Below are 14,241 nucleotides of genomic sequence, written 5' to 3'. Positions count from 1 at the left end.
CAAGCAAACCTACCCTTCCCCCCTGAGCGCCGCAGGCTTCTTCCCCCCACCCAGGAATCCCGGGATCAGGCCCGGCAACGCTAGACTCTGAAGGTTGACATGACTACTTCGCCCGAAACCCGGTCCAAGCCGGATCTCCTAGAGCTTCTCGACGGCGTCTCCCTCAGCGATGAGCGTAACTTCCGGCGTCGACTCCACCAGGCCCGCGCGCCCAAGGCTCTCCATGACATCGCACGCGAGATCGATGCCGCCCGCTCCCGGGTCGACCGCCGGGACGCGGCGGTCCCCGAGATCACCTACCCGGAGTCACTGCCGGTCAGTGCCCGCCGTGAAGACCTCGCTGCGGCGATCCGTGATAATCAGGTTGTGGTGATCGCCGGGGAGACCGGTTCCGGCAAAACCACCCAGATCCCGAAGATCTGCCTGGAGCTCGGCCGGGGACGGCGAGGCTTCATCGGACACACCCAACCCCGCCGCCTGGCGGCCCGCACCGTGGCAGAACGCATCGCCGATGAACTCGGCCAGGACATCGGCGAGACCGTGGGCTACGCCATCCGCTTCGATGACCGGGTCTCCGCCACCACCGCCGTCAAACTGATGACCGACGGTATTCTGCTCGCCGAGATGCAGCGCGACCGCTTCCTCAACGCCTATGACACGATCATCATCGATGAGGCACATGAACGTTCGCTCAATATCGACTTCATCATGGGCTACCTGCGGCAGCTGCTCCCGAAACGACCGGATCTGAAGGTGATCATCACCTCCGCCACAATTGATCCGCAGCGATTCGCCACTCACTTCGCCGATGCCGAGGGAAATCCCGCTCCGATCGTCGAGGTCTCGGGCCGTACTTTCCCGGTGGATATCCGCTACCGCCCGCTGCAGTTTGAAGCTGCCGGAAAGCTCGTCGACCAGGATCCCCTGGACGGACTCTGCGATGCCATCGAGGAATTGATGGCGGAAGGTAGCGGAGATATCCTCTGCTTCTTCCCTGGCGAACGCGATATCCGTGATGCGATGGAGGCTATTGAGGGCCGCAGATGGCGCGGTGTCCAGGTTGCTCCCTTGTTCGGACGGCTTTCAAACGAGGAACAGCACCGGGTGTTCTCCCCGCACTCCGGTAGAAGGATCGTCCTGTCCACGAATATCGCCGAAACTTCGCTGACGGTTCCCGGCATCCACTATGTCGTGGATACCGGTACTGCCCGCATCTCCCGATATTCGATACGCACCAAGGTGCAGCGACTGCCGATTGAACCCATCTCGCAGGCCAGCGCAAACCAGCGTTCCGGCCGTTCCGGCCGGGTGGCCGACGGTATCGCCATCCGGCTCTACTCTGAGGAGGACTTCAACGCCCGCCCCGAGTTCACTGATCCTGAGATCCTGCGCACCAACCTCGCCAGCGTCATCCTCCAGATGGCCTCCCTCAACTTGGGCGATATCAATGAGTTTCCCTTCGTTGAGACCCCCGACCCCCGGGCCATCCGCGATGGCCTGCTCCTACTCCATGAGCTCGGGGCCGTTGAGCAACGCGAGAACCACGGGCAGCCCGTACTCACCCCGATCGGCCGCGATCTCTCCCGGATTCCGGTGGATCCCCGCATGGCCCGCATGCTCGTCGAGGCGCAGCGGCTCGGCGTGCTGCACGAGGTCATCATCGTGGTGGCGGCAATGACCATCCAGGATGTCCGCGAGCGACCGCTGGAAAAACAGGCACAAGCAGATCAGGCCCATGCCCGATTCAAGGACCCCACCAGCGACTTCCTCAGTTTCCTCAAGCTCTGGGACTATATCCTCACCCAGCGTGATGACATGACCGGCAATGCCTTCCGGAAATTGATGAAGAAGGAATTCCTCCACTACATGCGCATCCGGGAGTGGCGCGACCTTACCCGTCAGCTCCGGGACGTCACCAAGCAACTGGGATGGTCCACCCCGGAGGAAGTCGTCGGCAAACGCGACCCGGATGCGATCCATCGTTCCCTGCTGGCTGGCCTGCTCTCCCAGATCGGTGTCCGAAAGGGTGATACCCGGGAATTCCTGGGCGCCCGAGGTACCACCTTCATGGTCTTCCCCGGTTCTTCACTGGCGAAAAAGCCCCCGCGGTTCCTCATGACTGCCGAGCTGGTGGAAACCTCCCGGCTCTGGGCACGGGACGTCGCCAGCATCGAGCCGGCCTGGGTGGAGAAGATTGCCGGTGATCTGCTCCGCCACCAGTACTCGGAACCCCATTGGTCAGGCAAGCGCACCGCCGCGATGGCCTACCAGCGCTCCACCCTCTATGGCCTGACCATTATCGCCGACCGATTGGTCCCCTATCACCGGGTTGATCCGGCGGCCGCCCGTGACATGTTCATCCGCCATGCCCTGGTTGAGGGCGATTGGAACACCCACCACAAGTTCTTCCACGAGAACGTGGCCAAGCTGGAGCACGCCGCCGAAATCGAGGAGCGGCTCCGCCGCCGCGGCATCGTCGCTGACGAGGATTCCCTCTTCGACTTCTATGATTCCCGGCTGCCCGCTGAAATCACCACTGGCAGCCATTTCGACTCCTGGTGGAAGAAGACGCACCGGGAAAACCCGACTCTCCTGGACTTCAACCCGGAGGAACTCCTCGGCGAGGGCGCGGAAGGTATGACCGAAGCCGCGTTCCCGGATACCTGGCGCAAGGGCGATATCGACTACACCCTCTCCTACCGCTTTGAACCTGGCCATCCGCAGGATGGTGTGACCGTGGAGATTCCGATCCCGATGCTCGCGGGAATGGACACTGAGAGCTTCGACTGGCTGGTGCCAGGCCTCCGGGAGGAACTGCTCACCGAGCTCATCCGAGCGCTTCCCAAGGCACTGCGTCGCACCGTGGTCCCAGCCCCGGAATTTTCCGCCCGGGCGCTGCCGAAACTGACCCCTTATCTCAGTCCGGTGACCGAGCAACTCGCCACGGCTCTCCGAGAGCTCGGCGGCAACGGCATTAATGCCGAGGATTTCCGGCCAAGTGCTCTTCCCTCGCACCTGCGGATGACCTACGCGGCCGTCGATAAGCACGGCAAGATCACCGACACCGACAAAAACCTCGGAGCGCTCAGGGAGCGCCGGGCCGGACAGATTCGATCTTCACTGTCCAAAGCCGGCCGTCAGGCAGAAAGCGCGGCGGCCAAGGAATGGACCGCAGATTCACTGGGAGTACTCGCGCCGGAAGTGACCACCAAGATTGACGGCCATGCGGTCACCGCCTACCCCTCCCTCGTGGCCACTGCAGACGGGGTCGCGGTGAAGGTGATGCCCACCAAGGCGCAGGCCGAGACCTCCATGATGACGGCGACACTCACCCTGCTGATGCGGGAAATCAGTGTCAACGCCAACCAGATGACCAAGGGCCTTCCGCTGCAGCAGCGGGTGGCGGTGGATAACTATCCACACGGTGGCCCTGCCGGTCTGGTGGAGGATGCGCGCATCGCTGCGATCCGTGATGGCATGCTCCGCCACGGTGGCCCGGTGCGCGACCCGGAGAAATTCCAGGAGCTCAAGGCGGCGGTGTCACCGGAGGTCGCCGGAGAGGTGCGTCGTTCCGTGGTCAGCCTGGCTCCCGCCCTGGTCGGTTATGCCAATATCCGGGGCGAATTGGCACAGTGGACCGGCGAGGCCATCGAAGATATGAAGCGCCAGCTGGATTTCCTGCTACCCGCACACGCCATCAGTGTCCACGGGATAACCCACCTGCGACATCTCCCCAGGTATCTTCAGGCGATGCAGATACGGCTGGAGGAAATGCCCAGGGATCCGGACAAGGATGCCGATCGTCAGGACATTGTCGATGGAGTCCTCGACTACCTGAGTCGTCGACTACAGAAGCTACCTACGGGAAGGGAAAAGACCCGTGCGGTCAAGGACATCCGGTGGATGATCGAGGAGCTACGGGTCAGTCTCTTTGCCCAACGTCTAGGTACCGCACAGCCGGTCTCTGAGCGCCGGATCCAAAAGGCGATCGACAAACTCAGTTAAGACGGATCTCCCGGATCGAGACTCTAGGTTTGGTTCCGGGAGCGACGGCGCATCAGACGGATTTCCGACTCGAAGTCGTCAGCGCTCTCAAAAGACTTGTAGACGGATGCGAAGCGGAGGTAGGCCACCTCATCGAGCTCTCGGAGCGGCTCCAGGATCGCCAGACCGATTTCATTGGCGTTGATCTGCGAGCTACCTTGTCCACGGACCGCCTCCTCCACTTCCTGCGCGAGGCGCTTCAAGGCATCATCAGAGACATCCCTTCCCTGGCAAGCACGGCGCACACCGGTAATTACCTTGTCACGGCTGAAGGGTTCGGTGACACCATTGCGTTTGATCACCAGGAGTACCGCCTTCTCGACCGTGGTGAACCGACGCTTGCAGGAGCTGCACTCCCGTCGGCGGCGAATCGAGGACCCGCCCTCGTAGACCCGGGAATCAATCACCCGAGAATGGTCATGATGGCAAAAGGGACAGTACACGGGAGTTTCAGAACCTCTCTGCGGGGCCGGTCGGCATCGTAAATATCGCGCTCCCCACAGAGGACAGCGTACCCGCCCCGAATCAGCGGACGGACACAGACATTTCCTGGCCCGGCAGCGTGGTGTTCGGGACCGGCTCATCCCAGTCACCGCCGAGGACCATCCCGACCACGAAAGCAAGCCCGAAGACCGCACCCGCCAAATATGCCTGAGTAGACTCCCCCAACTGAAGTCCGCTTTTGCGCAGGCACTTCGGAGCCATGGTGACCCTGGAAGGGGTTAGTCCCTCTGTTCGAATTTCCCGGGAAAGGCGACGTATTCCGACGCCCCGAGGAGAGAGGGAAAACCCCTCCCTCGGCTCCCATATCGCCGCCGCAGGAACGACCCTGGAATCAAATTTATTGTTGATCTGTGCTGGTTGAGTGTGATTAAGAGAAATCGCCACCATCATGTCCTTTCATCCGTGGGCAATCCTAGGAACCCGCCCCGCCACACCCAAACATCTCTCGCTCAGGTATTCGAATACACTTTTCTGTTCGATTTATAACATGCCTTCGAACACTTGTCCAGATAAATCCCCCTTTTCTCGAACATTCGTGTTAAATTCGAATGTGATGGGGCAGGGTTCGCCCAGAAACCGACCAGCTGATTCGAATAGCAGGACTGTCGCCCCGCCGAAGCGGACCTACAACCGCACCGGCTGAACACTGACCCTCGTTGGTCCAGACCTAAGGAGCTTCTGACATGGCCCGCGCCAGAGCCAAAGCAACATCCTCGAAGACCACTGCCAGCGGCAAAACCCAGAAGTCGGACCTCTCCGACCGGCAGCGTCGGATCCTCGAGGTCATCCAGGATGCGGTGGTGCTGCGGGGTTACCCGCCAAGCATCCGCGAGATCGGCGATGCCGCCGGCTTACAGTCCACCTCCTCGGTGGCCTACCAGCTCAAGGAGCTGGAAAAGAAGGGCTACCTACGCAGGGACCCGAATAAGCCGCGCGCCGTGGACGTTCGAAAGCTTCCTGGAGGTGAGTTTGGGAGAGAACCTGTCGCTGCCAAGCCGGCAGCAGCCGGCAGCATCCCGGCCGAGGCAAGTTCCGCCAGCTATATCCCGGTGGTCGGTTCCATCGCCGCCGGATCCCCGATCCTGGCGGAGCAGAATGTCTCGGATTATTTTCCGCTCCCCGCTGAGATCGTTGGCGACGGCGAACTGTATATGCTGCAGGTCGTCGGCGAATCGATGCGCGACGCCGGTATTCTGGACGGCGACTGGGTTGTTGTTCGCTCCCAGCCGGTCGCCGAGCAGGGCGAATTCGTCGCCGCACTCATCGAGGGAGAGGCCACCGTCAAGGAGTTCCACAAGGACTCCACCGGCATTTGGCTCCTGCCCCACAATGACGCCTTCTCCCCCATCCCCGGCAACGATGCCGAGATCATGGGCAAGGTCGTCTCAGTGATGCGCAAGCTCTAGTCCCCAGGTAGACGGGCCACGGCATAGCTGCCGCGGTTCGAGACCGGGGATTATTAGCCACCGCCCGAACCTCACCCCCGAACTTCGTTCCGCGCAGCTGCCGCCTATACGGATATAGGTCTGCCGGATGAGCTATTTCCAGAGGTCAATGCAGTTTCTTCTGATACTTCAGAATTTTCTATTCACCCCGGAGAGGGGTGCGTGGAAAATGAATCTGCTACTGCTTCTGCCGAAAGTGGGAGAATCGGAAATTGATGGAACAACGTCACGCAGTTCGATCCCATTAGACCGAGGAAGTTGGATGTACGCTGAGGAACGCCGCCGCCAGATCGCTTCGCTGACCGCTGTCGAAGGTCGCGTTAACGTCACCGAGCTTGCGGAACGATTCGAAGTTACCGCCGAGACCATCCGCCGCGATCTTGCAGTGCTGGACCGCGAGGGAATCGTACACCGCGTCCATGGTGGCGCAGTGGCCAGCCAGACCTTCCAGACCGCTGAGTTCAGCCTGGACACCCGCTTTCGCTCGGCCTCCGCCGCAAAATCGGCGATCGCCCGGGCTGCCCTGGACCAATTACCCGCTGCCCGCGGCAGCATGTTTCTCGATGCCGGCACCACCGTCACGGCACTGGCCAACCTGATCACCGAACAACCGCGAGCCCGGGAATGGTCGATCGTGACCAATAGCTTGGTCACCGCCCTGAACCTCGCTAATGCCGGGCTGACCGAGGTGCAGCTCTTGGGAGGCAGCGTCCGCGCCATCACCCAGGCGGTCGTCGGTGATACCGCACTACGCACTCTGGCGCTGATGCGCGGCGATGTCGCGTTCATCGGTACCAACGCCCTGACTCTGGACCACGGTCTTTCCACCGCAGATCCCCAGGAAGCCGCCATCAAGGCCGCGATGGTCACCAATGCTCACAAAGTTGTCGTCCTCTGTGACTCCACCAAGCTGGGCAATGATTACCTGGTCAGTTTTGCCGGCATCAATGACATCGACGTGGTCATCACCGATGAGGGTGCTCCCGAGACCTTCCTTGAGGCACTCCGGGAACGTGAGATTGAAGTGATCATCGCGAGCTAATGCTCTGCGTTTTAAATTTGGCACCAGTTTTGTAGAGCACGGAATCGCGCAAAGAGACTGTCGGCGGAATCTTGCTGGTCATCGCTGCAGCGATTGCGCTCATCTGGGAAACTCGCCAGCAGCTGAGTCCTACTTCGCGCTCCGGGACTTCACTCGTTATCTTGGCAGTGCAGCCGCACCTATCTCCCAGCCACCCTCCCCCAGAAGCCGCCTATCGGGGAGTTCAGCCCACATGCAATCTGGTGGTGGTTGCGGGAAGTACGGGTGCTCGTTCCTTCGCAATAACAGCCCACGCTGCTAGCGAAGCGTGGGCGATCTCCTGCTATTTGGCCGCGAGATCGGCCTGATCGGTGGTCTCAATTCCATCGTCGGTGATCAGGAACGTCATGAGGTCTTCACCCAAGACTACTTCACCGTCATAGTTTTCTTTCGTGCGGGCGATCATTTCTTCATCGGTGATGCCCTCGACCTTGCCTGGAATCCCGTTGACAAAGTGCGTATAAACGGCGAGCTTCGGCTGGGCCTCGGCGAAAATCTCACCGGCCTGATCCGGGGTGGTGTGATGTGAGATCACCTGGGGCAGGACATCGCGGTCCTGGAAAGCGGCAACCTCGTGGAGCATGAGGTCCACGTCCTTGCCATAGGTGACCACGTTCTGGTGAGGAATGGTATCGCCGCTGATGAGCACTGATTTACCGTTGTAGTCGATGCGGAACCCCTTGGAAGGCTTGATAACATCTGCGGGGTCGTGCTGGACCTCAAACATCGTCACCTGCAGGCCATCCTGATCGAAAATGACACCGTCCTCGGTGAACTCATGCGCCGCGATACCGGTGGTGTCCCGCTCGACTTCACCGTCCGCGACACGGACATCGATGTCATTCTGGAAGGCATCGCGCACGTTATCAACAATATTAGTCACTCCCTCCGGACCATAGACATTGAAGGTCCCCTCCCGGCCGCCGAAAGCCGGCACGTAGCCGGTCATCCACAGATCATCGATGCTGATGACGTGATCCGAATGGAAATGTGTGAGGAATAACCCGTCGACCTGCCCGGCTTCCACGCCTGCCTGGATCAGTCGGATGATGGCGCCGCGGCCCGCATCGATGACATAGTTCTTCTCCCCTGCCTGAATGAGTACTGAGAAGCCGAAGCGCTCGGTGCTGGGGATCGGGCTGCCGGTACCCAGGAGGGTGACCCGCAGGTCACCTTCCGCCGGCGGGGTTGCCGCCGGATGAGTCGATTCGGTGACATTGACCGGGAAATCATTGGCTGAGATCGCCTGGGTGGCAGCAGCTTCACCGGCTGCTGCAGTTCCGGTGGCGGACTTATCCTCCGGGGTCCCCTGCGTCCCGGTAGCTGCGCAGGCGGTAATACCTGTCAGGGAAAGGAGCAGGGCTCCGGTCACCAAGGTCTTCGCCAGCGGGCGGGCACCGGAAAGTGAGAGGTTCATGTGTCATAGTCCAATCGTTCGTGTGAATTTATTCATATGAAGATAGCAAGCAAAAAAGACATGACCTAACTCATTGTGTCCGCTCCCCCTATGGTGCTGTCTCAGATCCGGCATCCCACGATTATTGCGCACCCGCACCCAGCCTGAACCTGGCAATGTCTTCGCAGCGAACTTCACCTGAGTTGCCGACAAGGGCCAACGTGCCGGCGCCTGGTTCTACCACCTGGGCGAGATGCGGGGACCGCTGTAGCTCCATACACCCTAATCCGGATCAAGTTGTAGGTGCCGCTGAAAATACCTGTTCTCTCCACCCCGGAGGGTTGAATCCACCTCATCAGATCCGCCGTCGCCGGACCTGAACCGGGATTCGCTGCGGAATCCGGACGTGCCTTGGCTGCGGTGTGGTTGTTGGTCGGATGGAACTGGATGGGCGGGCATCACCGCACGCTGTAGATCACGACTGCGAATCTGTTGGTTTCCGCCCATTGATGTCCACCGTTCCCGCAGCTTCACCGGTGGTCTGAAAATCTCGGCCATGCTCGCTGAGTTCCAGACCGCTGTCCTCGAGTTTTTGCGTGCGTCCCCCTATTGCCGCGCGGGACACCATCAAACAAAGTGCTACCAGCGACTGTCCCGGAGCAGGTTGTTCGGACAGGCCGGCAGTCTCAGGCCTCCGACTCCCACAGCTCGACTTCGGCCATGGCCTTGGCCTCTGGTGCGCTCCCGGCCCGGACCGCCGCCCTAGCCGCACGCTGGCAGGCCGCCAGACTCACCTCAGAGAGGCGCAGCCCCACTTCGGCAATCGCCGTGACCGCCGGGGACAAAGAGTTGACCCCCAGCCCTACAAGGACGCAGGCGAGCACAGGGTCGGCAGCGGCTTCCCCGCATACCCCGACGTCGGTGCTCAGACGTTGCCCTTCCCGGCACGTGTGCTGAATCAGTCGCAGCACCGCCGGTTGCCAGGGGTCAGCAAATTCACTGAGTTCCGGAGACATCCGATCAGCGGCCATAACGTACTGCGTCAGGTCATTGGTACCGATGGACACGAAGCTCAGCTGCGGCATAATCAGATCCGCCATCAGGGCAGCTGCTGGCACCTCGATCATCGCCCCGGGGATCAACCCACGGTCCCGGCAGAGCCCGGAGAACCATTCCGCTTCTGCGGGGGTGGTCAACATCGGTGCCATCACCCAAGGATCCGCCGCCGTCGCGGCTCCCGCCTGTGCGATGGCATCGAGTTGATTAGTCAACAGGCGTGGCTGGTCCCAGGCAACCCGCAGTCCCCTGACTCCCAACGCCGGGTTCTCCGCTGTCGGCAGATTCGCGAAGGACAGGGGTTTATCTGAACCGGCGTCGAAGGTCCGGAATACCACTCTTCTGCCGGGAAATGCCCTCAAAACTTCCTGATACAACCTGGCCTGCTCCACCACCGTGGGTTCCTCCCGGGCATTGAGGAAGGGAACTTCAGTCCGGAAGAGCCCGATGCCTTCCGCCGGGCTGGTGGCAGCGTGCTGCGCGGAAATGATCGAGGTGACGCTGCCCAGCAGCGTAATCCGATGCCCATCTCTGGTCTGCGCCGGTCCACGCCATTGGGCAAGGCGGTGTGAACGGATGTCCCCGCCCTTCACCAGAGCCTGGGCGAGCAGGGGATCCGCCTCGGTGCGCACGATACCGGTGCCGCCATCGACCAGGACATTCTGTCCCTCATGAACCTTGTGCAGGGTTTTCCCCACCCCGACGACGCAGGGTATCCCCAGCTGACGGGCGATGATGGCCGTATGGCCGGTCCTCCCGCCGCGGACAGTCACCAGCGCCATCACCTGCGCCGGATCCAGCATGGCGGTGTCCGCTGGCGAGAGATCATCCGCGAAAAGCACCACCGGCTGTGTGAACACCGGCAGACCAGGTTCGACATCTCCCCTGATCTCCGCGATAACCCGGTCCCGGAGGTCCTCAAGATCGACGATTCTTTCTGCCATCCTTCCCCCGAGGGTGGCGAACATGGTGGTGAACTTCTCAGTGGCCCTCACCGCCGCGTAATCGGCCGCATACCCCACCGTCACCGCCTTGCGTGCTTCTCGACGCCACGCCGGGTCCGCCACCATCACCGCTGCGGCTCGCAGCAGTTCAGCGGCCGCCCCGGTCGCGACGTCGGCACGCGCATTCAGCCGTCCCGCGATCTTTTCGGTGGCGATAATGAATTTCTCGAATTCGCGCTGACGGGCCCCCTCCGGGACCTGTTCCCCCGGAACGGGCATTTTTGGCCGTGCCTGAGCCCACATGCTAGGCCCATAGGCGATGCCAGACACAACAGCGCTACCCTGAAAGGAGTTATTGACGGGGTCGCGGTCCACACCGGTTGTCATATTAGGCTCCATGTTCCGGATAGTAGTCGTGGTCGGCACCGGCCACTGTCAGCTGAACCATCCGCCCCTGGGCACCTAGCGAAATGGAGTGACATTGACCTACACCGGCGTTCCGATCCGGTATCTGAGCGGAGCATCAACGGCTCTCCCGGTGAGGCATCCTCACCCAGTGTTCGCCACCCGTTCACCAAGGGCGGGGAATCCCGCATGATCCTGACCTTTACCCCCAATCCAAGTATCGACCGTTCCTTGGAATTGTCCGCCCCGCTCCAGCGTGGAGCGGTGCAACGACTGCGGGACAGCCAGCGGGCCGCCGGCGGCAAAGGCATCAACGTCGCCCACACCCTGCATCTCGCCGGATATCCCACCTTGGCGGTCCTGCCCGCCCGGGAGGACGATCCGATGCTGCGGCTGATTGATCTCACCGGACTTCCCTACTCTCGGGTCGATATTCCAGATCTGGCGCGCATCAACACCACGGTCACCGAGCCTGATGGGACGACCACTAAACTCAATGGCCCCGGCGCGCGTCTGGACGCCAGTGCCCAGGATGAATTGTTTGAGCAGCTGCTCAGGCATGCGCCCCTGGCCCAGTGGTTGGTGATGGCCGGATCGCTGCCACCGGGGGTGCCGTTGGACTGGTATTCCCAGTTGATCAGGAGGGTGCACTCAATACTTCCGGAGATCAAGATCGCCGTGGACACCTCTGACCGTCCACTGTTGGAGCTTGCCCGGAGTTTTTCGGTTGCCACCCCCGACCTGATCAAACCCAATGTGATGGAATTGGGCCAGCTCTGCGGTATCGATAGTCAGTATTTAGAGTCCCAGGCTGCCGCCGGGGATCTGTCCCAGGTGCTTGCGGCCACCCAGCGGCTCATGGCTCAGGGCCTACGGGAGGTGTTGGTGACGCTTGGTCCGGCAGGTGCGTTGTTGGTCAATGGTTCCGCCGCCTGGTACGCCACCGTGGATGCCGTTAGACCGGTTTCCACGGTCGGGGCTGGCGATGCCCTACTTGCAGGCTATCTCCTCGGCCGGGTACAGGACCAGTCACCGGCCGATGCGCTGGCCCAGGCAGTGGCCTATGGTCGGGCCGCAGTGGAGTTGCCCGGAACCACCATGCCTTCCCCGGAACATCTTTCCTTTTCTGCGGTGCGGGTGACACAGGTGGTCTAGCCCCCCTTTCTGCTCCCGGGTAGGTTCGCGGCTGCCCCAACCGGGGGCATAATTATCACATCGATTCACCAGTCCGGCTTTAATGAGGGGGTGAACTCGATTTCAGGGAAGCTCCTCAGCACGGCCCAAGTGCGCCTTGACGCCGACCTAGGTGCTTCTGCTGAGTCGGTGATCTCTGAATTGGCACTGCTTCTCGAGAGTTCCGGCCGGGTACGTTCCGCCGGGGAATTCACTGCGGTAGTCCTGGCCAGGGAAGCACAGTCCCCCACCGGAGTCGCCGGTGGCGCCGCCATCCCACACGGGCGGTGTGCGGCAGTCCTGAAACCTTCATTGGCCTTCGCCAGGCTTTCCCGGCCGGTGGATTTCGGCGGCCCCACCGGGGAGAGTGATCTGATTCTCCTGATTGCGGTCCCAGCTGATGGCGCTAAAACTCACCTGAAACTTCTCGCTAAACTGGCCCGGGCACTCCTGCGGGCGGATTTTCTCAGTGCGCTGCGTTTGGCTGACACGGCGGAAGCCGCTGTCGAGGTGATCTGTGTGGCTCTCGGGGACACCCCCACCACAACTTCTCCAATTAAGACTCCGGATAAGACCCGGCCCTCCCAGGGACCTGTCCCCATCTTCGCCACTGCGGCGAAAGAAGGCGATGAGGTGATCAGGGTATTGGCGGTAACCGCCTGCCCCACAGGTATCGCGCAGACCTACATGGCCGCAGATATGTTGCTGCAAACTGCAGCCACTCGCAATGATGTCCGCTTGGTCGTGGAATCCCAGGGGTCAGCCGCCCCGATCCCACTTGATCCGAAGGTGGTCGACCGGGCTGATGTGATCATCTTTGCCGCGGATATCTCTGTCTCCGGAAGGGAACGCTTCGCCGGTAAACCTTATATCAGCTCGGCGGTGCGGCGCGCCATGAATGAGCCCGGCGCGATGCTGGATGAGGCGGTGGCGGCTGCCCAGGACCCCGATGCCCCACGGGTTCCGGGGGTGAGGAGCTCCCCTGCCGGCGATCTGGGGGAGGCGACCGGGCTCGGCCAGATGGCGGGGTCAACCAGCACTGCGCTGAGCTGGGGCCGCAGGGTACGTCAGGCGATGATGACCAGCGTGGCGTATATGGTGCCGTTTGTGGCCGCTGGTGGCCTCCTCATCGCCCTGGGTTTTCTGTTGGGCGGTTCTGATGTCGCTGAGGTCTGGCCTGGGGTGGTCACCAACTACTCGCCGGCGAACCTGCCCCTTGAGCCGGGGCTGCTGGAGGGTGAGGTGATTCTTCTCGAGCGTTCCGGATGGTTGCTCTATCTGGGGGCGGTGCTCTACGGCACCGGAATTCTGGCGATGCAGTTGATTGTTCCCGCCCTTTCCGGGTTTATCGCCTTCGGGTTGGCGGGGCGGCCGGGTCTGGCGCCGGGGTTTGTCGGCGGCGCGATCTCGCTCTTCCTCGGAGCGGGTTTCCTCGGGGCTCTGGTTACCGGGGTGTTAGCGGGCGCGGTGGCTGCTGGGATCGGCCGGTGGCAGGCTCCCCGGTTGTTGGCTTCCTTGGTTCCGGTGGTGATCATTCCACTGCTGAGCACCCTGGCGGTGGGTCTGGCGATGTTCCTGCTGCTGGGTCGGCCGCTGGCGAACCTGCTGACTTTGTTGAGTGACTGGCTGGCTTCCTTAAGCGGTTCCTCGGCGCTGCTCTTCGGGGCGTTGCTGGGGATGATGATGTGTGTGGACCTTGGCGGGCCGATGAATAAGGCGGCCTATCTCTTCGCCACTGCGGGGCTGTCCACCGGTGATATGGCTTCTACCCAGGTGATGGCGGCGGTGATGGCCGCCGGGATGGTGCCACCGATCGCGATGTCCCTGGCCACGCTGATCCGGGGGAGGCTATTCACTCCGGCGGAACGGGCGAACGGTAAGTCGGCGTGGGTGTTGGGCTTGAGCTTTGTCACTGAGGGGGCGATTCCCTTCGCCGCGGCAGATCCCCTGCGGGTGATTCCTTCAGTGGTACTCGGTGGTGCGGTGACCGGCGCCCTCTCGATGTCCCTGGGGGTGGGTTCTCCGGTACCGCACGGGGGTGTGCTGGTGCTCTTTGCGATCGATCCCTGGTTGACCTTCCTCCTGATCATTGCGGTGGGCTCAGGTGTCGGGGCGATCGCGGTGGTCCTGATCAAGCAATTCTGGCCGAGTCGCCTGCTCGGTGGCACGGGGTCTGCGCGTTCTCTAGGATGA

9 protein-coding genes are annotated in these 14,241 nt (G+C 61.7%); 5 read left to right on the top strand and 4 right to left on the bottom strand.

Annotation, left to right across the window (positions count from 1 at the left end; translation table 11 throughout):
• Positions 1–99: 99 nt before the first annotated feature.
• Entirely contained in the window at positions 100–4,005 is a 3,906-nt protein-coding gene (gene hrpA / locus ACTU46_RS02410; RefSeq protein ID WP_443378574.1) for an ATP-dependent RNA helicase HrpA, read from the top strand.
• A 23-nt stretch (positions 4,006–4,028) separates the two neighbouring features.
• Here the strand turns inward: hrpA and nrdR are convergent, their stop codons facing one another.
• The gene (nrdR, locus tag ACTU46_RS02405; RefSeq protein ID WP_443378572.1) at positions 4,029–4,487 is read right to left on the bottom strand and encodes a transcriptional regulator NrdR; all 459 of its coding nucleotides are present in this window, start codon (positions 4,485–4,487) and stop codon (positions 4,029–4,031) included.
• An 82-nt stretch (positions 4,488–4,569) separates the two neighbouring features.
• Positions 4,570–4,749, bottom strand: a complete 180-nt coding sequence (locus tag ACTU46_RS02400; RefSeq protein WP_443378570.1) for a hypothetical protein — start codon at positions 4,747–4,749, stop codon at positions 4,570–4,572.
• A gap of 482 nt (positions 4,750–5,231) precedes the next feature.
• On the opposite strand from ACTU46_RS02400, the gene lexA reads away from it, so the two are divergent.
• Together lexA and ACTU46_RS02390 are read left to right on the top strand one after the other, a co-directional pair.
• Positions 5,232–5,954 (top strand): transcriptional repressor LexA, encoded by a 723-nt coding sequence (lexA, locus tag ACTU46_RS02395; protein ID WP_443378568.1) that lies wholly within the window; start codon positions 5,232–5,234, stop codon positions 5,952–5,954.
• Positions 5,955–6,255: 301 nt separating this feature from the next.
• Positions 6,256–7,035, top strand: coding sequence for a DeoR/GlpR family DNA-binding transcription regulator (locus ACTU46_RS02390; RefSeq protein WP_443378566.1), 780 nt, complete (start codon positions 6,256–6,258; stop codon positions 7,033–7,035).
• 322 nt (positions 7,036–7,357) lie between these two features.
• Here ACTU46_RS02390 and ACTU46_RS02385 read toward each other — a convergent pair whose 3' ends face one another.
• Both ACTU46_RS02385 and ACTU46_RS02380 read right to left on the bottom strand, forming a co-directional pair.
• The gene (locus ACTU46_RS02385) at positions 7,358–8,491 is read right to left on the bottom strand and encodes an MBL fold metallo-hydrolase (protein WP_443378564.1); all 1,134 of its coding nucleotides are present in this window, start codon (positions 8,489–8,491) and stop codon (positions 7,358–7,360) included.
• Positions 8,492–9,156: 665 nt separating this feature from the next.
• A complete protein-coding gene (locus ACTU46_RS02380) occupies positions 9,157–10,857 on the bottom strand; it encodes a phosphoenolpyruvate--protein phosphotransferase (RefSeq protein WP_443378562.1) in 1,701 nt (566 codons plus the stop codon).
• Between the two features lie 207 nt (positions 10,858–11,064).
• Between ACTU46_RS02380 and ACTU46_RS02375 the strand changes: the two genes are divergently transcribed.
• Both ACTU46_RS02375 and ACTU46_RS02370 read left to right on the top strand, forming a co-directional pair.
• Positions 11,065–12,030: a 1-phosphofructokinase family hexose kinase gene (locus ACTU46_RS02375; RefSeq protein ID WP_443378560.1), complete on the top strand. Its 966-nt coding sequence runs from the start codon at positions 11,065–11,067 to the stop codon at positions 12,028–12,030.
• Positions 12,031–12,129: 99 nt separating this feature from the next.
• Positions 12,130–14,241: a PTS fructose transporter subunit IIABC gene (locus tag ACTU46_RS02370; protein WP_443379412.1), complete on the top strand. Its 2,112-nt coding sequence runs from the start codon at positions 12,130–12,132 to the stop codon at positions 14,239–14,241.

This window comes from Corynebacterium sp. A21, from assembly GCF_052266655.1.
Taxonomy (GTDB): Bacteria; Actinomycetota; Actinomycetes; order Mycobacteriales; family Mycobacteriaceae; genus Corynebacterium.
This window is presented reverse-complemented; position numbering and strand designations above follow the sequence as displayed.

Bases quoted from the DNA above. Each gene is read 5' to 3' on its own strand.
- hrpA (WP_443378574.1), top strand. From the start codon at position 100: ATGACTACTTCGCCCGAAACCCGGTCCAAGCCGGATCTCCTAGAGCTT.
- ACTU46_RS02400 (WP_443378570.1), bottom strand. From the start codon at position 4,749: ATGGCTCCGAAGTGCCTGCGCAAAAGCGGACTTCAGTTGGGGGAGTCT.
- lexA (WP_443378568.1), top strand. From the start codon at position 5,232: ATGGCCCGCGCCAGAGCCAAAGCAACATCCTCGAAGACCACTGCCAGC.
- ACTU46_RS02390 (WP_443378566.1), top strand. From the start codon at position 6,256: ATGTACGCTGAGGAACGCCGCCGCCAGATCGCTTCGCTGACCGCTGTC.
- ACTU46_RS02385 (WP_443378564.1), bottom strand. From the start codon at position 8,491: ATGAACCTCTCACTTTCCGGTGCCCGCCCGCTGGCGAAGACCTTGGTG.
- ACTU46_RS02380 (WP_443378562.1), bottom strand. From the start codon at position 10,857: ATGACAACCGGTGTGGACCGCGACCCCGTCAATAACTCCTTTCAGGGT.
- ACTU46_RS02375 (WP_443378560.1), top strand. From the start codon at position 11,065: ATGATCCTGACCTTTACCCCCAATCCAAGTATCGACCGTTCCTTGGAA.